Raw genomic sequence first — 17,939 nt, 5'->3', positions numbered from 1 at the left:
ACCTGGTGTGTGCGACGCGCTGCGCCCGCGGCGGGGTTTGTTTGACGGGGAAGAGCGCCGTAGCCCGGATAAGGCCGCAGGCCGCATCCGGGGGATGGGCAAGGTGTCATGAGGGAGCGCTGATTCGCGCCATGGGGGGAAGGTCCCGGATGCGCTGCGCTTATCCGGGCTACGGCGGGGACGTGCGTCGGTGGTGGTTGTTTGCCGGCCAGGCTCACCTGGTGAGACTGCCCGCCACAACACTGGCCCGCCCAACCAGGGCAGGCCCATGAACGCCATCCTCCACGCCAGGCCGCTGCCGGCGCCCGTTCCGTCCGGTGGGCAGCTGGCGCGCCGCCTGGCCGATCGCTATGCCGACCGGGTCACCGGGCAATTCACCATCCCGGGCCAGGCGGCCGACCTGCGGCCGCTGCCGCGGGACCTGCCGCCCGCGCTCGAGGCGGCGCTGCAGGCGCGCGGCATCCGCTCGCTGTATTCGCACCAGGCGCAGGCCTGGGAGGCGGCGCGGGCGGGGCGGAACGTGGTGGTGGCCACGCCCACGGCGTCGGGCAAGTCGCTGTGCTACACGCTGCCGGTGGTCAGTGCGGCGCTGGAGCAGGGGGCGAAGGCGCTGTACCTGTTCCCGACCAAGGCGCTGGCGCAGGACCAGGTGGCCGAGCTGCTGGAACTCAATGCCGCCGGCGCGCTGGGGCTGCGTGCGGCGACCTTCGATGGCGACACGCCCGGCGATGCGCGCCAGGCCATCCGCCTCAATGGCGACATCGTGGTCAGCAACCCGGACATGCTGCACCAGGCGATCCTGCCGCACCACACCAAGTGGGCGCAGTTCTTCGAGAACCTGCGCTACGTGGTGATCGACGAGGTGCACACCTATCGCGGCGTGTTCGGCTCGCACGTGGCCAACGTGATCCGTCGGCTCAAGCGCGTGTGCGCGTTCTACGGGGTGCAGCCGCAGTTCGTGCTGTGCTCGGCCACGATCGGCAATGCCGCGCAGCACGCCAGTGCGCTGATCGAGGACGCGGTGGAGGCGATCACCGAGAGCGGCGCGCCCACCGGCGACAAGCACATCCTGCTGTGGAACCCGCCGGTGGTGAATGCGGACCTCGGCATCCGCGCGTCGGCGCGGTCGCAGGCCAACCGCATCGCGCGCATGGCGATCAAGTCGGGCCTGAAAACCATGGTCTTCTGCCAGTCGCGGCTGATGGTCGAGGTGCTCACCAAGTACCTCAAGGAAGTGTTCGACCACGATCCGCGCAAGCCGCGACGCATCCGCGCCTATCGCGGCGGCTACCTGCCCACCGAGCGGCGCGAGGTGGAACGCGAGATGCGCTCAGGTCGCATCGACGGTATCGTCAGCACCTCCGCGCTGGAGCTGGGCGTGGACATCGGCAGCCTGGATGTCGTGGTGCTCAACGGCTATCCGGGCTCCATCGCGCAGACCTGGCAGCGCTTCGGGCGTGCGGGCCGGCGCCAGCAGCCGTCGATCGGCGTGCTGGTGGCCAGCAGCCTGCCGCTGGACCAGTACGTGGTGCGCCATCCGGAGTTCTTCGCCAGCGCCACGCCCGAGCAGGCGCGCATCCAGCCCGACCAGCCGCTGATCCTGATGGACCACATCCGCTGCGCGGCCTTCGAGCTGCCGTTCCTGGCCGGCGATGCGTTCGGCCCGGTGGATCCGGGCCCATGGCTCGAAGTGCTGGTGGAGAGCGGCGTGCTGCACCAGGAGGGCGAGCGCTGGGAGTGGATCGCCGACAGCTATCCCGCGCAGGCGGTGAACCTGCGCTCGGTGGCCGACGGCAACTTCGTGGTGGTCGACCGCACCAACGGGCGCCAGACCATCATCGCCGAGGTCGACTATTCGGCCGCGGCGCTCACGCTGTACGAGGGCGCGATCCACATGGTGCAGTCCGAGCCCTACCAGGTCGAGCGCCTCGACTGGGAGGGGCGCAAGGCCTACGTGCAGCAGACCAACGTGGACTACTACACCGATGCCATCGACTACACCAAGCTCAAGGTGCTGGACGAGGCAGACGGCGCGCCGGCCGGGCAGGGCAGTGCGCATCATGGTGAGGTGCATGTGCTGCGGCGGGTGTCGGGCTACAAGAAGATCCGCTTCCACACCCACGAGAACATCGGCTACGGGCCGGTCACGCTGCCGGATCAGGAGCTGCACACCACCGCGTGCTGGTGGCAGCTGCCGCAGCGTGTGCTCGATGCGCGTTTCGACAGCCGGCAGGATGCGCTGGATGGTTTCCTGTCGGCGGCGTATGCGCTGCACCTGGTGGCGATGGTCTGCGTGATGGCGGAAGGGCGCGACCTGCAGAAGGCGGTGGGCAGCGGCGATGGTGCGTGGTTCGCCACTGCCGACCAGGCCGGGCGCGGAATGATCCGGTCGGGCGAGAGCGGCGAGGCGATGGTGGAGGCGGCGCGCGGATTCACGCCCACGCTGTTCCTCTACGACAACTATCCCGGTGGCGTGGGGTTGTCGCTGCCGCTGTTCGAGCGCAGGGAAGATCTGCGCCAGCAGGCGCTGGGCTTGATCCGTTCGTGTCCCTGCGCGCATGGCTGTCCCGCGTGCGTGGGGCCGATCCTGGCCAGCAGCGAGGCGGCGGGGAAGTCGGTGAAGGCGGCGGGCGTGCATGTGCTCGAACTGCTGGGAGACGCGGCTTGAGCGTGCTGGCCAAGCGCCTGGCGGGATTGCGGCAGCAGGCGGGCGGGGCGGTCCCACCCACGGCGGCGCCCGTTGCGCCGCCCGCGTCACCGCGCGGTACGACTACTGACGGATCGTTGGCTCGGCCCGCATTGCCGCGGCGGACGACGACCCTCGAGCGGATGATGCCGCCCGATACGCTTCGCGGTGAGACGACTGGCGAGCGGATGGCGCCGCTCAATGCGCTGCGCGGGAACGCGATTGGTGAGCGGGTCGCGCCGCACGGTGCGCTGCGCGGGCAGACGGCTGGTGATCAGGTGTCGCTGCCGGCTGCGCTACGCGGGAAGACTGCCGACGAACAGGTGGCGCAACTGCGCAAACTGCTCGGCCTGCGCCCGCGCGCGCTGCCGCCGGTGCGCAGTTTCGACCGCAGCCTGGAGGGCATCGAACTCGCGCCGGGCCTGCGCTACATCGAGAAGTGGGTGCCGTTCGAACGCCTGCCCGAGCGCCTGGACCTGACGGCGCTCAACCTCACCGCGTTCGATCACGACGGGATCGAGACCCACCGCATCCTCGCCTTCGACACCGAAACCACGGGCCTCGCGGGTGGCACCGGCACGCGCGCCTTCATGATCGGCGCCGGCGACTGGCGCGACGGCGGCCTGCGCATCCGCCAGTTGCTGATGACCACGATGGGCGCCGAGCAGGCGATGCTCCAGGAGTTCGCGCGCTGGCTGGAACCGCGCACGGTGTTGTTGTCCTACAACGGCAAGTGTTACGACCGCCCGCTGCTGAGTACGCGCTACACCCTGGCGCGGCTCGCCGATCCGGTGTTCGGGCGCGACCACATCGACCTGCTGCATCCGGTGCGCCGACGCTACCGCGGCGTCTGGGAGAACTGCCGCCTGGCCACGGTGGAGCGGCAACTGCTCGGCGTGGTGCGCGAAGACGACCTGCCCGGATCGGAAGCTCCCGCGGCCTGGTTGAACTACCTGCGAGGCGGCAGCGCCGACAAGCTGCGACGGGTCGGCGACCACAACGCCCAGGACCTGCGCAGCCTGTCCGGACTGCTGGTGCATTTCCACGCGCAGGCGCAGCTTGCATCGCAGCCGGGCTGAGGGGAAACGAGCATGGGGATGCTGAAGAAGACCGACCTGTCATTCCGAACGCAGTGAGGAATCTCGGCCAGGGGAATGCCGGAAGCCCGGTTCGTCATCCCGAACAATGAGAAGAGCTTCGCAACGGCGAAGCCGGCAATCCCTGACAGGAGAAATGCAAGCCCAGTCTGCCATTCCGGAGTCCTTCTCCGCTGCGCGGGGGATGGACAACGTGAGGCGCCCCACGTCGCGAAGCTGATGCTGTTCCTTCCCCCGCTTCGCGGGGCATTGCGCCCTTCACGGGTGGAAGGTGCCGAAGGCGGATGGGGGTGCTGTCCGGCGCCGCGTCACTGCCCTCATCCGCCCCTTCGGGGCACCTTCTCCCACAAGCGGGAGAAGGGAAAGGCGCTCCACGCCGCGAAGGTGACGCTGCACCTTCTCCCCGCTTCGCGGGGGAAGGACAGAAGGTGGCCAATGCCGCGAAGGTGCGCTGTTCCTTCCCCCGCTTGGCGGGGCATTGCGCCCTTCACGGGTGGAAGGTGCCGAAGGCGGATGGGGGCGCTGTCCGGCGCCACGTCACTGCCCTCATCCGCCCCTTCGGGGCACCTTCTCCCGCAAAGCGGGAGAAGGGCAGCTGCTCGATGCCGCGAAGGTGAAGCTGCACCTTCTGCCCGCTTCGCGGGGCATTGCGCCCTTCACTGGTGGAAGGTGAAGGCGGAAGGGGGCCCTGTCCGGCGCCACGTCGCTGCCCTCATCCGCCCCTTCGGGGCACCTTCTCCCGTGAAACGGGAGAAGGGATAGCTCCCGCGAAGCGGGAGGAAGGTGCTCGACGTTGCGAAAGCGTGCTGTTCCTTCCCCCGCTTCGCGAGGCATTGCGCCCTTTACGGGTGGAAGGGGGCGCCGGCGGGCGGTGGGGGCTGGCTTACTTGCTGGTCAGCGTGGTCGCTGCGGCCTTCGCCGCCGTGTCGATCACCTCCGCCACCGCCCCGGGCTGGGTGAAGTACAACGCGTGGCTCGCCTTGACGTAGCTGATCTGCGCGCCGATGCGCTGCGCCATGTGCACCAGCATCGCCTGGTCGAAGGCCTTGTCTTCGGTGGCGATCACCGCCCAGCTGGGCTTGCTGCGCCACGCGGCGTGCTGCACGGGGGTTTCGAATTCGGCCATGGTGATCGGCACCTGCGAATCGCGCAGGAAGGCGGCGTCCTTGTCGCTGGCGTCGTGGGCGAAGCCGGCCTTGAACTTCTCTCCGTTGAGGTAGCCGATGCCGTCGGGGTGCACGTCGATCACGAACTCGGGCGTGGCGGCGAAGCCCTGGTACTGCTGCGCGGTGGTCTCGCCCGCGTCGGGGGCGAGCGCCGACACGTAGACCAGGCCCGCGACCTTGTCGTGCACGCCGGCCTCGGTGATCACGGTGCCGCCCCATGAATGGCCGACGAGGATCGCGGGACCGTCCTGGCGGTCGAGCACGCGGCGGGTGGCGGCGACGTCGTCGGCCAGCGAGGTGAGCGGGTTCTGCACGATGCTCACGCGGTAGCCGCGGGCGCTGAGGTCGTCGTACACGCCGCGCCAGCCGGAGCCGTCGGCGAAGGCGCCGTGCACCAGCACGATGTTGCGCACGGGTTCGGCGTCCGCACCGGCCGCGGGTGCGGCGGCCTGCGCCTGCGCGCCGAGGGTGGTGGCCATGGCGGCGGCCAGGAGGGTGGGGAAGATGCGGGTCATGGCGGTGTCCTCGGTGGTGGTGGTGGCCGCCGGGCGAAGGGCGCCGGCTGGTGAGGGACACTCTGCCGGCGTGAGCGGGACGACGAATCACGGTTCGTCCGGAAAATTTGATCTGACGTATCGGTTGCGAGGCGCGGGCAGCTGTTGGCGCATCAGGACCTTGCCGGCGGGGGGCGTGTGCGGACAGGCCGTCGCGGGGGCGCCGGCGGGGTTTTCCGGTGCGCCGGCCGGGAGGTGCGGGACCCCAAGCAGCCCGACGGCCGATACGCCGCCGGACCGCCGCGAGTCGTTCACCGCGCGCGGGTCGTGAACGGGCGCGAGCGGCGGGTCGGCGGCGCCGCGGCGCAACGCCGCGTGGCCCATGCACGCGGGCCCGGCGTGCCTGCGGGTGACGGGAGGAGGTCGGCCTCGAGGCCTGCTACGCGGACTTCAGCAGCTGCAGCAGCTGCGACAGCCGGTAGGGTTTCGGCAGGAAATCCGTCGCCTCGGGGATGTCCGGCAGCTGCGCCCTCGGGCGGCCGGAAGAGAGGATCACGCGGGCCTGCGGCTGCAGTTCGCGCGCGCGCCGTGCCACGTCCACGCCGGACACGCCGTCGGGCATGCTCACGTCGCTGACGATGACGTCGAACACCCGGTCGGTCGCGAGGTGGTCCAGGGCTTCGACGCCGTTGCGCGCGGTGACCACGTGGTAGCCGAGGTCCTCGAGTTCGCCGCCGACCAGTTCCACGATGGCGGACTCGTCGTCGACCAACAGCACTGCCTGGTTGCGCATCGTGTCGTCCCGTGCAGGAGGCGGGTGCGGCCGCCGTGCCCGGGAGGGGCGACGCTCCCCGGCATGCACCCGCGGGGGGTGCATGATCCCGCACGTCGATGTGACGGGTCCGTCGACGCAGGCCGGGCAGGGAGGGCGTCGCACTCCCGGGCGGAGAGGGCAGGCACGATGCGCCCGTGCGGCCACGCTGGTTCCCGGGTGCGCTGCGCTTACCCGGGCTACGGGGGCCGGTCGGTGCGCCGGCGGTGCCTTCCTGCGTAGCCCGGGTAAGCGCAGCGCACCCGGGACCCTCGCCCCCTCGCCAGCCGCCCGCCCCACGCACCCCGCCACGCCCCTACCGCAGCGGCGCCAGCCCGTCGATCACCGCGCGCACGCGCTGGGCCAGCTCTTCGGCGGTGAACGGCTTGCCGATCAGGTGCACGCCGGGGTCGAGCACGCCGTTGTGGACCACGGCGTTGCGGCTGTATCCGGTGGTGAACAGCACCTTGAGGTCGGGCCGCGTTTCGCGCGCGCGGTCGGCGAGCTGGCGTCCGTTGAGGCCGGGCATCACCACGTCGGTGAACAGCAGGGTGATCTCCGGGTGCGCATCGAGCAGTCGCAGCGCGGCCTCGGCGCCGCCGGCCTCCAGCACCCGGTAGCCCAGGTCCTCCAGCACCTGCACCGAGAACTCGCGCACGGCCGGTTCGTCCTCCACCACCAGCACCACCTCGCGCGCCTCGCCGAGCGGAAGCGCCGACGCCGCGCGCGCGGGGTTCGCGTCCTGCTGCTGCGGACGCCGCAACAGCCGCGGCAGGTACACCTTCACCGTGGTGCCCTGGCCCAGTTCGGAATAGATCTTGACGTGGCCGGCGGACTGCTTGACGAAGCCGTACACCTGCGAGAGTCCCAGCCCGGTGCCGCGGCCGACCTGCTTGGTGGTGAAGAACGGATCGAAGGCCTTGGCCATCACTTCGGGCGTCATGCCGGCGCCGGTGTCGGTCACGGCGATCAGCACGTACTGGCCGGCCTGCACGCCGGCGTTGTCGGCGGCGTAGCGATGGTCGAGGTCGCAGTTGGCGGTCTCGACGGTGAGCCGTCCGCCATCGGGCATGGCGTCGCGCGCGTTGACGGCGAGGTTGAGGATCACGTTCTCGAGCTGGTTCTCGTCGGCATGGATCCACCAGATGCCGCCGGCCAGCACCGTCTCCAGGCGCACGCTGCTGCCCAGCGAATGCGCCAGCAGGCCGGACATGCCCGCCACCAGCCGGTTGGGATCCAGCGCCACCGGCTGCAGCGGCTGCTGGCGCGAGAACGCGAGCAGGCGCTGGGTGAGCTGCGCGGCGCGCAGCGCGCCGTCCAGGGCCAGTTCGATGTAGCGCCTGGTGCGCGGATCGCTGTCGCCCAGGCGCGTCGCCAGCACGTCCAGCGGGCCGATCACGGTGGCCAGCATGTTGTTGAAGTCGTGGGCGATGCCGCCTGTCAGCTGGCCCACCGCCTCCATCTTCTGCGCCTGGCGCAGGGCTTCCTCCACCTGCAGGCGGCTGGCCACTTCCTCGGCCACGCGCGCTTCGAGCCGTTCGTTGAGTTCCTTCAGCCGCGCCTCGTCCGCCTTGCGCCGGGTGATGTCCATCGCCACCCCGACCACGCGCACGCAGCGGTCGTCCTCGAACAGGCCGCGGCCCTTGGCGGCGACCCAGCGCACGATGCCGTCCTCCTTGCCGACGGTGCGGTATTCGACGTCGTACAGCGCGCGCCGCGCCGGATCGGCGGCGGCGGCGAAGGCGGCGCTGGTCGCTTCGCGGTCGTCCGGGTGCAGGCCTTCGTAGAAGTCGCGCATCGACACCGGCACGTCGGCCGGGATGCCGAACATGGCCTTGGTGCGCGCCGGCCAGACCAACTGGTCGTGCACCAGGTCGACGTCCCAGAAGCCCAGATCGCCGGCGTCGGTGGCCAGGCGCAGTCGTTCCTCGCGTTCGGCCAGCACGGCCTCGGCCTGCCTGCGTGCGCTCAGGTCGAGCATCGCGCCGATCATGCGCACCGGTGCGCCGCCCGCATCGCGCAGCACGGTGCCGCGGTCGAACACCGAGGCGTAGCTGCCGTCGGCGCGGCGGAAGCGGTATTCGCCGGTCCAGGCGCTGCCGCCGCCGTCGATCACGGCGTGGATCTCCGCGTCGATGCGCGCGCGGTCCCCGGGATGGATGTGCTCGAGCCACCAGTGCGCGCTGGTCTGCGCGATGTCGTGGCCGAACAGCGTGCGCAGCGCCTCGTTCCAGATCACGTGGCCGTCGGCCATGCGCCAGTCCCAGATGGCGTCGTTGGTGGCCTGCGCCGCGAGGCGGTAGCGCTCCTCGATCTCGCGGTGGCCCTGTTCGGCGGTCCTGCGCGCGGTGATGTCGAGCGAGGTGCCCACCAGGCCGACCACGGCGCCGGCTTCGTCGCGCAGCGGCGCCTTGGTCGAGAGCCACCAGGCGCGGCGCCCGTCGGGGAAGTTCACCGCTTCTTCCAGCTGTTCGGCCTGGCCGCTGTCCATCACCCGCGCGTCGGCGGCCATCACCGCGGCCGCCTGCACCGGGTCCGACAGCACTTCGGCATCGGTGCGGCCGATGTAGGCCTCCGGCGGCCGGCCGATGAGTTCGGTGGTGCCGCGGTTGCCGATCAGCAGCCGGCCCTGGCGGTCCTTGGCGTAGACCACGCCCGGTACCGCCTCGATGAAGGAGTCGAGCAGGCTGCGGGCCTGGTCGCGCTCGGCTTCGAGCCGGCGGCGCTCGCCGATGTCGATCAGCACGCCGGGGAAGCGCACGGCGCGGCCCCCGGCATCGAGGTCGACCCGGCCGACCGCCTCCAGCCAGCGGTACCCGCCGTCCGCGCCCCGGGCGCGGTACTGGTGCACGTAGCGTCCACCGCGCGCGAGCGCCGCGCGGATCGCCTCGGCCAGTTCCGCCTGGTCGTCGGGGTGGACGGTGTGGACGACCTGTTCCAGCCGCAGGTTCTCGCGCGGCAGCGCGGGGTCGAGACCGAAGGCGTGGGCCAGCGCTTCGTCGACGCTCAGGCGGTCGCGGGCCACGTCCCAGAACCAGGTGCCGACGATCGCGCCGGCCGCCATCGCCATCTGCACGCGCTCGGCGTCGCGGGTGGCGTGTGTCTCGCTGTCGCTGTCGTGCGATGGGGGCACGGCGTCCTCGCTTGGGAAGGGCCACGTGCCGTGTCGCGATGCGGCGACGGACCTGCTGCGGGGCGTGGCGATGCGGGCAGTCTAGACCAGCGGCTTTCCCCCTTGCTTCTCCCGCGACGTGAAGGAATCCGGCCGGGTCGCCGCAGCTCGGGCGCTGGCTGTGGGTTTCCGGCACGGCCCTTGCATGGCGGTGGACGCGTACACGTCCTTCCTCGGGCGTGTATGCAGTGTCCCGCCCTGCATGGACCGTCCTGGAGTCCCGTTGATGCAACGCAGCCAACAACGCGCCAACACCGTCGTCGCCGGCCCCTGGTCGTCGACCGCGTCCTCCGCGCCCACCCGCACCCCCGAGCGCCGCAAGCGTGCCCCGGCGTGCGATCCGGTCGCGCTGCGCGACGGCCTGACGCCCGCGCAACTGACCACGCTCGAAGCCATGGAAATCTTCCGCTGGCGCCTGGCCTTCGTCCGCCGCCCCCTGTTCCAGGCCCCGATCCCGGTGCTGTTCGACAAGGACGAGACCCGCCACGTGGTGATCCGCGAAGACGGCACCCTGGACGAGCATCCGACGCTGAAGTTGCGCGGCTGAGGGCTGGGTGTTCTTTCGAGCAGGGGAGATCGCTATGGGTGGTCGAGGCGGAACACCCACCTGACCTGACGTGCCACGCACCGGCGCGCAGCGAGTGTTCAAGTGTCGCCAGCCGGATTGCGCAGGCCCGCTGCCGGATTCCGCAGCACAAGCAGGCCTGCATGCGATTGGCATGGCAGTGTCCGAGCGGCGGGAAGTGCCGGCGACCCCAGACCTGATTGACGGCCGTCCCTGACAGGGGCAGGATCGCATCACAGTTGCGATTCGGCTCAGGGATGAAGACGATGGCTGCTTACCGGACAGGACTCTTCCTGGCAGTTTTTCTGGCGTCTGGGTGCACCGGGCCAGCGGCTCCGGCTCAGGATGGAGCAGATCGCGACGCCGCCGCGGTCCCCGCGTCTTCCACAGCGTCCGCGACTCCAGCCGGCACTCCTGTCGACGATGCCGGTCCGCTCGCCGATACGCACGTGTGGGCGGAGTATCCCGAGGCGATCCGCGGGGAATGGACAGAGCAGGATGCAGGCTGCCCGATCAACTACGACGGCGAGAGCTTCCTGTCTATCAGCGCCGACGTGCTGGCGCAGTACGAGAACACCAGCAGGGCGCTCGGCGTGGAGGTCGTGGTGGATCGCCCCCCAACGTGGCGCATTACATCGGCCTTCAGCCCCGGAACCGGTGAGTACGAAGGTCGGGAAGATGTGGTCTTCGAGCTCGAGGGTGAGAGGCTGCTCATCGGTACGGGCGACCGGGAGGTTGTCTACGTCCGATGTGGCTAGGAAATGCCGGCCGAATCCGTGCGGATGTCCTGTCCCAACGGCAAAGGGATGACATCCTGCCCCGGGGCGCCTAGCATGGATCGCAGCAACGGAGGAGAGTGACGATGGACCGTCCTTGCATGACCTTGGCGCTGCTGGTCGGGATGCTGATGCCGTCAGGCTGTGCGAATGGCGCGTCGTCGGGTCTCGGCGATGGGGTCGCAACGCTTGCGGCCACTAGCGCGGCGGCGACCCCACCCCAAGCAGCGAATGCTGCCCCTGCTTCGCGGGATCCGCGCCATTCGGCGGACATCGCAATGTCCGGACCGGCCGCAAGCGATGGCGTCGGCCTGGCTCCCGGTTTCCCTCCCCAGCTCTTCGGTATCTGGGATCTCGGTCCCCGGCCGTGCCGGTTGCCAGTGAACGAAGACAGCGATTCGCCCATCCGGATCGAGGCCGGCATGCTTCATGGGTACGAACATTTCGATATGCCTGTTCGAATCGAACAGATTTCGGATGCGCCGACTGCGTGGCGCATTGTGTCGACCGAAACGTATCTCGGCAGCCAGGTCACGGAGCAGGTGCGGATCTTCGTCCTCGCTGGCGATAGCCTTGTCGTGACAGATGGCACGCAGGCCCGGCAATACAGGAAGTGCGAGTAAGGGGAGACACCCATGTCGAACGGGCCAGGGACGGCTTATACGGTACGGCAGTTCGTATTCGATGAGCGAGGCGCGCGCAACGAAGACGTCACGGGGTTCGAGGATCTGGTGACACACCATCCGCGCGCGAATGCCGACGCCCAGATGGCGGATGGCGAAATTCTAGGTGTCGAGCGCCCCGCTACTCGCTCGCATGCGTTCATTGGCGGCGCCTATCAAGAGGTTGAGACCGCCAGGACCGACGAGTACGGCACGCTGAAGCAGGACCAGGTGTTGCTCATCAAGGATTTCATCCTTGAGCGTGATGGGCGTCGGCAGCTTGACGTGCCATCACCGATTGCCGGCCACGTTGGCCGGGTCGATCGCGCCAACGGCTTGGTGGAGCTCCTTGATCGGCGGGGGGGAGAAGTGGTTGCGCGCGTGCGCCATCTCAATCCTATTGCAGTGGCTGCAGGCGATGACGTTGCCTACGGGGATTCGCTCGGCACCCAGAACAATCAGGGCCTGCGTCTTGCACCGGGAACGCACATCCACGTTCACATCGAGATGGACACGCGTCACTACCAGAACTTCAGGAACTATGTCGACGATCTGGCGAGTGGACGGCTCGCCGTCGAGGCAGCGCATCGCGCTGGCGTCACCGCACAGCCAGTAATCGACGACGCCACCTTCCGCCTCGGAGAATCGGGCGAACCCGTGGCCACCGTGCAACGTGCGCTGGTGGCGGATGGCTACCGCGCCGCCGGCGACCGGCCCATCGCCATCGATGGCGTGTACCGGCCCGACATGCAGGGCGCGTTGCTGGCGTTCCAGCAGGACCACCGGATCCCGCGCACCGGGGACATCGATCCCGCCACCGTCCAGCTGGCGTTGCGCGTGAACCTGGACAGGCCACTGGGGCCGTTGCGGCCCGCGCCGGATCCCGACCTCGCGAACGCAGTGCCTCAGGTCCTCCGCGACGTCCGGCAGGGCCTGGATCCGGCGTACACCGTGCGTCCCTGGCAACCGCTTCCGGATGCCGGCCATCCGGTCGATCCTGCCCGGACGCAACGCGCGCCGGTCCACCATGCACATCCCGGCCATGCCCCCGCGCGTCTGCCGGAACGCGCTCCCGATCCCGCGCATCCGGGTCATCCCGATCACGCGCTGCTGCTGCGGATCCGCGCGGGCGTGCGCGGACTCGACCGGGCGGTCGGCAAGGACTGGGACACGGCCAGCGAGCGCCTGGGCGCCAGCCTGCTGGCGAAGGCGAAGGAATGCGGGTTCTCCGGCAGGGACGAGATCGCCCTCGTCCTCAACGATGCCACGGCCACGCTGCCGGCGGGCGCCCTGGTACACATGGAGCGCCGTGGACCGTACGCCTCCGCCGATCCTGCCGCGAACTGGACGCACGTACGCACGGCCGACGCCGTCGCCACCCCGTGCGAGGACAGCTACCGCAAGGCCGAAGCGCTCGCTGGCATGCAAGCGGCCACGTCGCCGCAGGGGCATCGCGCGATCGAATCCACGGCAGTCGCGGCGGCACACCAGCAGCCCCACGCAATGGGGTGATCCACGTGGTGCGGTGACCCATCCCCGCACAGGGGCGAAGGCTGAAGCCACGGGCGCCGGCAACACATTCGCAACGCCGAACACACGCCGTTTGCACAAGGCTAAATGTGCGCGCGCGGCGTTCAGAAAATTGTTCTTCCGCAACACGCGCCGCTCACGGCGCGGCGCGCACCTTGACGCCCGGCATCGAGCCGAATCAAGGAGCATGGCAATGACGAACGACAACCGCGACCTCCATCGCGACGCCAGGCAGGACCCGAACAACGACGCCAACCGCGATCCCATCACCGGCACGCCCGGCGCGCATCCCGTCGGCACCGGCCTCGGTGCCGCCGCAGGCGGCGTCGCCGGCGCGGCGATCGGTTCGGTCGCGGGGCCCGTGGGCACGATGGTCGGCGCCGCCGCGGGTGCGGTGGTGGGTGGCCTGGGCGGTAAGGCCGCCGGCGAGAAGGTGAATCCGACCGTCGAGGACGCCTACTGGCGCGACAACTACACCAAGGAGCCGTACCACAACCAGCAGTTCGGCTACGACGACTACGCGCCGGCGTATCGCACCGGCTACGAAGCCCGCGAGCGCTATGCCGACCGCAGCTTCGACGAGGCCGAGCCGGAGCTGCGCGCCGAGTACGAGCGCGGCCGCGGCAACTCGCGCCTGGAATGGAACGAGGCACGCGACGCCACCCGCGCTGCCTGGCACCGCGTGGAACGCGCGCTGCCCGGCGATGCGGACGGCGACGGGCGCTGACCGCGGATCAGCCGGAGAACACGCGAGGCCCCGTCCGCGGGGCCTCGTGCATGCCACCCTCGTTTCCGCTGCATTGCAGGGCGAACGCCAGAGTACGAACGCGTAGTGACCGGCAATGCAAATCGCATCCGGCGAACTCCGCGAAGGATGCACTGCGCGTGAGATGACGCTGCGTTTGCCGAGGTTTCGACACGACCCACACCCCGTTTCACCATTTCCACCAGGTGCTTCACTCCCCTGTGCCGGCACGCACCGTAGCGGCCGCAGTCCAGGGAATCCCCCGACATCCACTGGAGCCATCGACATGTCCGTCAAGAATTTCGAAGAACTGTTCATCCACGAACTGTCCGACACCTACAGCGCCGAGAAGCAGATGTCGAAGGCGCTGCCGCGGCTGGCACGCGCGGCCGACAACCCCAGGCTGGTCGCGGCCTTCGAGGCCCACCTGGAAGAAACCCAGGTGCAGATCGAGCGCATCGACCAGATCGTCGAGCTGATGGGCATCAAGCTCAAGCGCATCAAGTGCGCGGCGATGGAAGGCCTGGTCGAGGAGGGCAAGGACGTCATCGACTCGATCGAGAAGGGCCCGCTGCGCGATGCCGCGCTGATCGGCGGCGCGCAGAAGGTCGAGCACTACGAGATCGCCGCCTACGGCACTCTCGCCGCGCTCGCCAAGCAGCAGGGACAGCGCGATGCGCTCAAGCTCCTGCTCGAGACCCTCAAGGAAGAGAAGGCGACCGACGAGAAGCTGACCATGCTGGCCGAGCAGGGCGGCAACGAGCGCGCGCAGATGGACACCAAGGCCGCCTGATCGCGCCAGGCCCGTCGCATCGCCGGCACCCGCCGGCGCGCCGGGCCCAACGGGCGCCCCTCAGGGGGCGCCCTTTCTCCGGATCACTCAGGGAGTTTCCCCGATGGCCATGAAGAGCAGCGGTGCAGGCAAGGGCGGCAGGTCGACGTCGTCGGCAGCCAAGCGCGAACTGATCGCGCCCAACGGCGACAAGCGCTATATCCGTCGCGACGAGAACGGGCGCATCAAGGAAAGCGACGATGTGGGCAGGTCGTTGTCGCAGGATGTGCGCAAGTCGGCGAAGACCACGGTGCCGGCCGGGCAGGGAGACCGGGGCGACCAGCGCAGGAAGTCCTAGCGGGCATCCGCCACGCCGCCAGCGTGGTCTGCGCGGGACGCGGCGATCAGTCCGTCCGCTGCCGGTCCGGCACGTCGAAGATGCGCAGCGCCACCTCCGGCTGCACGACCTTGTAGAGCGTGCGATCGACTTCCCGGGAGATCTCGTCCCAGAGCGCGGTGTCGTACAGGTGCTGGCACTCGTCGCTTAGGTGCACGAACTCGCCATGCGCCTTGTACGCGGCGAGCGGCGGCGTGAGGCCCCGGGGCACGACGATGAGCGTGCCGTCCTGGCACTCGAAGAGGGAAAACGACACGGGAACTCCATGCGGATGCGGACCACGACAGGCGGGCTCGCCCCCTGTGGCAAAGCAAATCTAGCGCCACCCGGGCGCCAGCAGGATGAACAGGGGCCCGTCGTTGTTCAGACAGGCGCTCCGCTGCGAGGCCATGCGGGGCCCGCGCCCGGCAGGCGCCCGCCGTCTCTCCTCCTGCGACACTGCCCGGGCATTCTGGGCTCGGACCACAAGGCTCCTCGATGACCGGACACCACGCACCACTCGCCCGCGTCGTCGACGCCATCGCGTTCGCCGCGCACGCCCATCGAGCGCAGCGACGCAGGGACGTCGATGCCACGCCGTATATCAACCACCCGGTCGCCCTGGTCCGGATCCTCGCCGTCGAGGCGGGTATCGACGATGCCGAGGTGCTCTGTGCCGCGGCCCTGCACGACTACCTGGAAGACTGCTGTGGCGACGACGGCCAGGCCAGTCGCGGCGAAGGCCGCGATACGCTGCGTCGGCGCTTCGGCGACGCCGTGCTGCGCCTGGTGGAGGCCGTCTCCGACGACAAGACGCTGCCCAGGGCCGAGCGCAAGCGCCTGCAGGTCGAGCACGCCGCGCAGGTGCCGCATGGCGCCCGTCTGATCAAACTGGCGGACAAGATCGCCAACCTGCGCGACCTCGCCGAGTTTCCGCCGGCCGACTGGCCCGCCTACCGCCGCCGCGAATACTTCGACTGGGCCGCGGCCGTGGTCGATCGCCTGCGCGGTACCCACGCCGGGCTGGAGGCGCTGTTCGATGCGGCCCATGCCCTGGGGCCCGCGCCCCTGGGCCATCCAGCCGCGACCGGCGCTGGCGCCAGCGAGGACTTCGGCCTGCACCTGGCGCGCTAGGCCGCACCCGCGAGGGTCTTCCCGCCCGCGGGCATGCGCTGCGGTCGTTCCGTCATCGACTTGCCGCGGCGCCGCGCCGCGCGCCCGCGCACGCGCGCTTGCCGACGGGGGCGTGCGCCCCCGCTTCGCGTTCCCTGCACGGCCGCCCCGCGACCCTCCATGTGCCTTCGAGGAGATCCCGTGCCCACACGCCTGTCCAGCGCCACCCTGAGCAAGCTGGCGATCAGCCTGCGGTCGAGCTTCTGGTTCCTGCCCGCATGCATCGTGCTGGCGTCGATCGTCCTGGCGCTGGGGCTGGTGGCGCTCGACCACCGGCTCGGCAGCGCGCCGGGCGAATACTGGCCGTGGATGTTCGCGGTCGGCGCCGACGGCGCCCGCGAGCTGATGGCCACCGTCGCGGGTTCCATGGTCACGGTGGCGGGCGTGGTGTTCTCGATCACCATCGTCGCGCTCGCCCAGACGTCCACGCAATACACCTCGCGCGTGCTGCGCAACTTCATGCGCGACCGCGGCAACCAGGTGGTGCTGGGCGTGTTCCTCGGCGTGTTCGCCTACTGCCTGTGCGTGATGCGAACCATCACCGGCAGCGATGGCGATGCGGAGGGCTTCGTGCCGCTGGTCGCCGCCACCGCCGGCCTGCTGCTGGCGCTGGTGGCGGTGGCGTTCCTGGTGTTCTTCATCCACCACGTGGCCGCGTCCATCCAGTCGGGCGCGATCACCCATGGCATCGCCGTCGACACCCTGGACACGATCGACACCGTCTTCCCCGATGCGCTGGTGGGAGAAGAAACACCACTGGATCGAGATGCCGGCGGCGGCCTGCACTGGTACCCGGTGCACGCCACGCACATGGGGTATGTCGAGCGCGTGCAGTACCAGGCGCTGCTGGAATTCGCCCGCGAGCACGACGTGGTGGTACGCATGGAATGCCACCTCGGCGATTTCGCCGGCCCGGATCTCGCCGTCGCCAGCATCGGCGCGCAGCGCCCGCCCGATGCGCAGGCGATGCGTCGCCTTGCGGGCCTGTTCGCCATCGATTCCTACCGCACCATCGAGCAGGACGTGGCCTTCGGCATCCGCCAGCTGGTCGACGTGGCGCTCAAGGCGCTGTCGCCCGCCATCAACGACACCACCACCGCGGCGACCAGCCTCGACTACCTGTCGTTGATCCTGCGCCGCCTCGCCGGGCGCCACATCGAACCGCGCCCGATGCGCGACGGCGACATCCTGCGCGTGCTGCCGGCGGGTCCCGGGTTCGAACGCCTGCTGGGGCTGACCTTCGACCAGATCCTGGAGAACGCGCACGGCAACACCACCATGCTGCTGCAGATGCTGCGGGCGATCGCGCAGGCCAGGCGCGTGACCGGTTCGCCGCGGCGGCGGCGGCTGCTCGACCACAAGCGCGAGATGGTGGCGGAGGTGGCGCGGCGTACCGCCTCGTGCAGCGACGCGCGGCAACGGATCGAAGCGCAACTGGCGGGCGACGCACACCTGGCCGGCGGCTAGACAGTCGCCACCGCCATCGCGCGCCATGCGGCGCGCGCGGAAGCCGCAGAAGGGGGCCGTCGCAACACTGCGCGCACGCGCCGCATGCCATGGTGTGCGGGCGCCGATCCGCGACCGAGTGGGCACCCCCATGCACCTGATCCAGCTGTTCCTTCCGCTGTACGACAACGAGGGCGAGGCCTTCCCCAAGAATCTGTACGACACCGTCCGCGGCGAGCTCACAGACCGCTTCGGCGGCGTCACCGCCTTCCTGCGGGCGCCCGCGGTGGGCGCATGGGAAGACGACGGCGGCGCGGTGCAGCGCGACGAGGTGGTGCTGTTCGAGGTGATGGCGCCGCATGTCGACCATGGCTGGTGGGCGACCTACCGCGAGGCGCTCGAGCAGCGGTTCCGGCAGGACGAGGTGCTGATACGCGCCAGTGCGGTGGAGCGGTTGTAGGGGGCGGG

At 69.9% G+C, this 17,939-nt stretch carries 15 protein-coding genes and 1 pseudogene; 12 read left to right on the top strand and 4 right to left on the bottom strand.

The window, feature by feature from the left end:
* Positions 1 to 325 precede the first annotated feature (325 nt).
* A pseudogene (locus FZO89_RS04330) lies at positions 326 to 2,668 on the top strand (DEAD/DEAH box helicase); the annotation flags it as partial.
* Between the two features lie 206 nt (positions 2,669 to 2,874).
* Positions 2,875 to 3,765, top strand: a complete 891-nt coding sequence (locus tag FZO89_RS04325) for a ribonuclease H-like domain-containing protein (protein ID WP_262378522.1) — start codon at positions 2,875 to 2,877, stop codon at positions 3,763 to 3,765.
* A gap of 901 nt (positions 3,766 to 4,666) precedes the next feature.
* On the opposite strand, the gene FZO89_RS04320 is transcribed toward FZO89_RS04325, so the two are convergent.
* The 3 genes from FZO89_RS04320 to FZO89_RS04310 all read right to left on the bottom strand — a co-directional run bounded on the left by FZO89_RS04320 (position 4,667) and on the right by FZO89_RS04310 (position 9,387).
* Positions 4,667 to 5,464 (bottom strand): alpha/beta fold hydrolase, encoded by a 798-nt coding sequence (locus FZO89_RS04320; protein ID WP_149102098.1) that lies wholly within the window; start codon positions 5,462 to 5,464, stop codon positions 4,667 to 4,669.
* Positions 5,465 to 5,882: 418 nt separating this feature from the next.
* Positions 5,883 to 6,236 (bottom strand): response regulator, encoded by a 354-nt coding sequence (locus FZO89_RS04315; protein ID WP_262378521.1) that lies wholly within the window; start codon positions 6,234 to 6,236, stop codon positions 5,883 to 5,885.
* A gap of 334 nt (positions 6,237 to 6,570) precedes the next feature.
* Positions 6,571 to 9,387: a PAS domain-containing hybrid sensor histidine kinase/response regulator gene (locus FZO89_RS04310; RefSeq protein ID WP_262378520.1), complete on the bottom strand. Its 2,817-nt coding sequence runs from the start codon at positions 9,385 to 9,387 to the stop codon at positions 6,571 to 6,573.
* 265 nt (positions 9,388 to 9,652) lie between these two features.
* Here FZO89_RS04310 and FZO89_RS18740 point away from each other — a divergent pair, with 265 nt between their 5' ends.
* The 7 genes from FZO89_RS18740 (at position 9,653) to FZO89_RS04275 (ending at position 14,834) form a co-directional block, all read left to right on the top strand.
* Positions 9,653 to 9,973, top strand: coding sequence for a hypothetical protein (locus FZO89_RS18740; RefSeq protein WP_149102096.1), 321 nt, complete (start codon positions 9,653 to 9,655; stop codon positions 9,971 to 9,973).
* A gap of 275 nt (positions 9,974 to 10,248) precedes the next feature.
* Positions 10,249 to 10,749 (top strand): hypothetical protein, encoded by a 501-nt coding sequence (locus FZO89_RS04300; RefSeq protein WP_149102095.1) that lies wholly within the window; start codon positions 10,249 to 10,251, stop codon positions 10,747 to 10,749.
* A gap of 119 nt (positions 10,750 to 10,868) precedes the next feature.
* Positions 10,869 to 11,390: a hypothetical protein gene (locus FZO89_RS04295; protein ID WP_149102094.1), complete on the top strand. Its 522-nt coding sequence runs from the start codon at positions 10,869 to 10,871 to the stop codon at positions 11,388 to 11,390.
* 12 nt (positions 11,391 to 11,402) lie between these two features.
* Positions 11,403 to 12,941: a peptidoglycan-binding domain-containing protein gene (locus tag FZO89_RS04290; RefSeq protein WP_149102093.1), complete on the top strand. Its 1,539-nt coding sequence runs from the start codon at positions 11,403 to 11,405 to the stop codon at positions 12,939 to 12,941.
* A 211-nt stretch (positions 12,942 to 13,152) separates the two neighbouring features.
* On the top strand, positions 13,153 to 13,686 hold the full coding sequence (locus FZO89_RS04285) for a glycine zipper domain-containing protein (protein WP_222928087.1): 534 nt from the start codon (positions 13,153 to 13,155) through the stop codon (positions 13,684 to 13,686).
* Between the two features lie 304 nt (positions 13,687 to 13,990).
* Positions 13,991 to 14,497, top strand: coding sequence for a YciE/YciF ferroxidase family protein (locus FZO89_RS04280; RefSeq protein WP_149102091.1), 507 nt, complete (start codon positions 13,991 to 13,993; stop codon positions 14,495 to 14,497).
* A gap of 103 nt (positions 14,498 to 14,600) precedes the next feature.
* On the top strand, positions 14,601 to 14,834 hold the full coding sequence (locus FZO89_RS04275) for a hypothetical protein (protein WP_222928086.1): 234 nt from the start codon (positions 14,601 to 14,603) through the stop codon (positions 14,832 to 14,834).
* A gap of 46 nt (positions 14,835 to 14,880) precedes the next feature.
* On the opposite strand, the gene FZO89_RS04270 is transcribed toward FZO89_RS04275, so the two are convergent.
* Positions 14,881 to 15,129 carry a hypothetical protein gene (locus tag FZO89_RS04270; protein ID WP_149102090.1) on the bottom strand — a complete coding sequence of 83 codons (249 nt, stop codon included), beginning with the start codon at positions 15,127 to 15,129 and terminating at the stop codon, positions 14,881 to 14,883.
* A 221-nt stretch (positions 15,130 to 15,350) separates the two neighbouring features.
* Here FZO89_RS04270 and FZO89_RS04265 point away from each other — a divergent pair, with 221 nt between their 5' ends.
* From FZO89_RS04265 to FZO89_RS04255, 3 genes are all read left to right on the top strand, one after another.
* Complete coding sequence (locus tag FZO89_RS04265) at positions 15,351 to 15,986, top strand: HD domain-containing protein (RefSeq protein ID WP_149102089.1); 636 nt, start codon at positions 15,351 to 15,353, stop codon at positions 15,984 to 15,986.
* 180 nt (positions 15,987 to 16,166) lie between these two features.
* On the top strand, positions 16,167 to 17,492 hold the full coding sequence (locus FZO89_RS04260) for a DUF2254 domain-containing protein (RefSeq protein WP_187471038.1): 1,326 nt from the start codon (positions 16,167 to 16,169) through the stop codon (positions 17,490 to 17,492).
* A gap of 130 nt (positions 17,493 to 17,622) precedes the next feature.
* On the top strand, positions 17,623 to 17,931 hold the full coding sequence (locus tag FZO89_RS04255; protein ID WP_149102087.1) for a hypothetical protein: 309 nt from the start codon (positions 17,623 to 17,625) through the stop codon (positions 17,929 to 17,931).
* Positions 17,932 to 17,939: the final 8 nt, after the last annotated feature.

The organism is Luteimonas viscosa (assembly GCF_008244685.1).
Classification (GTDB): Bacteria; Pseudomonadota; Gammaproteobacteria; order Xanthomonadales; family Xanthomonadaceae; genus Luteimonas; species Luteimonas viscosa.
Note: the sequence above shows the minus strand (reverse complement) of the source record. Positions and strands in the feature narration are given on the sequence as shown.

Bases quoted from the DNA above. Each gene is read 5' to 3' on its own strand.
- FZO89_RS04325 (WP_262378522.1), top strand. From the start codon at position 2,875: ATGGCGCCGCTCAATGCGCTGCGCGGGAACGCGATTGGTGAGCGGGTC.
- FZO89_RS04320 (WP_149102098.1), bottom strand. From the start codon at position 5,464: ATGACCCGCATCTTCCCCACCCTCCTGGCCGCCGCCATGGCCACCACC.
- FZO89_RS04315 (WP_262378521.1), bottom strand. From the start codon at position 6,236: ATGCGCAACCAGGCAGTGCTGTTGGTCGACGACGAGTCCGCCATCGTG.
- FZO89_RS18740 (WP_149102096.1), top strand. From the start codon at position 9,653: ATGCAACGCAGCCAACAACGCGCCAACACCGTCGTCGCCGGCCCCTGG.
- FZO89_RS04300 (WP_149102095.1), top strand. From the start codon at position 10,249: ATGAAGACGATGGCTGCTTACCGGACAGGACTCTTCCTGGCAGTTTTT.
- FZO89_RS04295 (WP_149102094.1), top strand. From the start codon at position 10,869: ATGACCTTGGCGCTGCTGGTCGGGATGCTGATGCCGTCAGGCTGTGCG.
- FZO89_RS04290 (WP_149102093.1), top strand. From the start codon at position 11,403: ATGTCGAACGGGCCAGGGACGGCTTATACGGTACGGCAGTTCGTATTC.
- FZO89_RS04285 (WP_222928087.1), top strand. From the start codon at position 13,153: ATGACGAACGACAACCGCGACCTCCATCGCGACGCCAGGCAGGACCCG.
- FZO89_RS04280 (WP_149102091.1), top strand. From the start codon at position 13,991: ATGTCCGTCAAGAATTTCGAAGAACTGTTCATCCACGAACTGTCCGAC.
- FZO89_RS04275 (WP_222928086.1), top strand. From the start codon at position 14,601: ATGGCCATGAAGAGCAGCGGTGCAGGCAAGGGCGGCAGGTCGACGTCG.
- FZO89_RS04265 (WP_149102089.1), top strand. From the start codon at position 15,351: ATGACCGGACACCACGCACCACTCGCCCGCGTCGTCGACGCCATCGCG.
- FZO89_RS04255 (WP_149102087.1), top strand. From the start codon at position 17,623: ATGCACCTGATCCAGCTGTTCCTTCCGCTGTACGACAACGAGGGCGAG.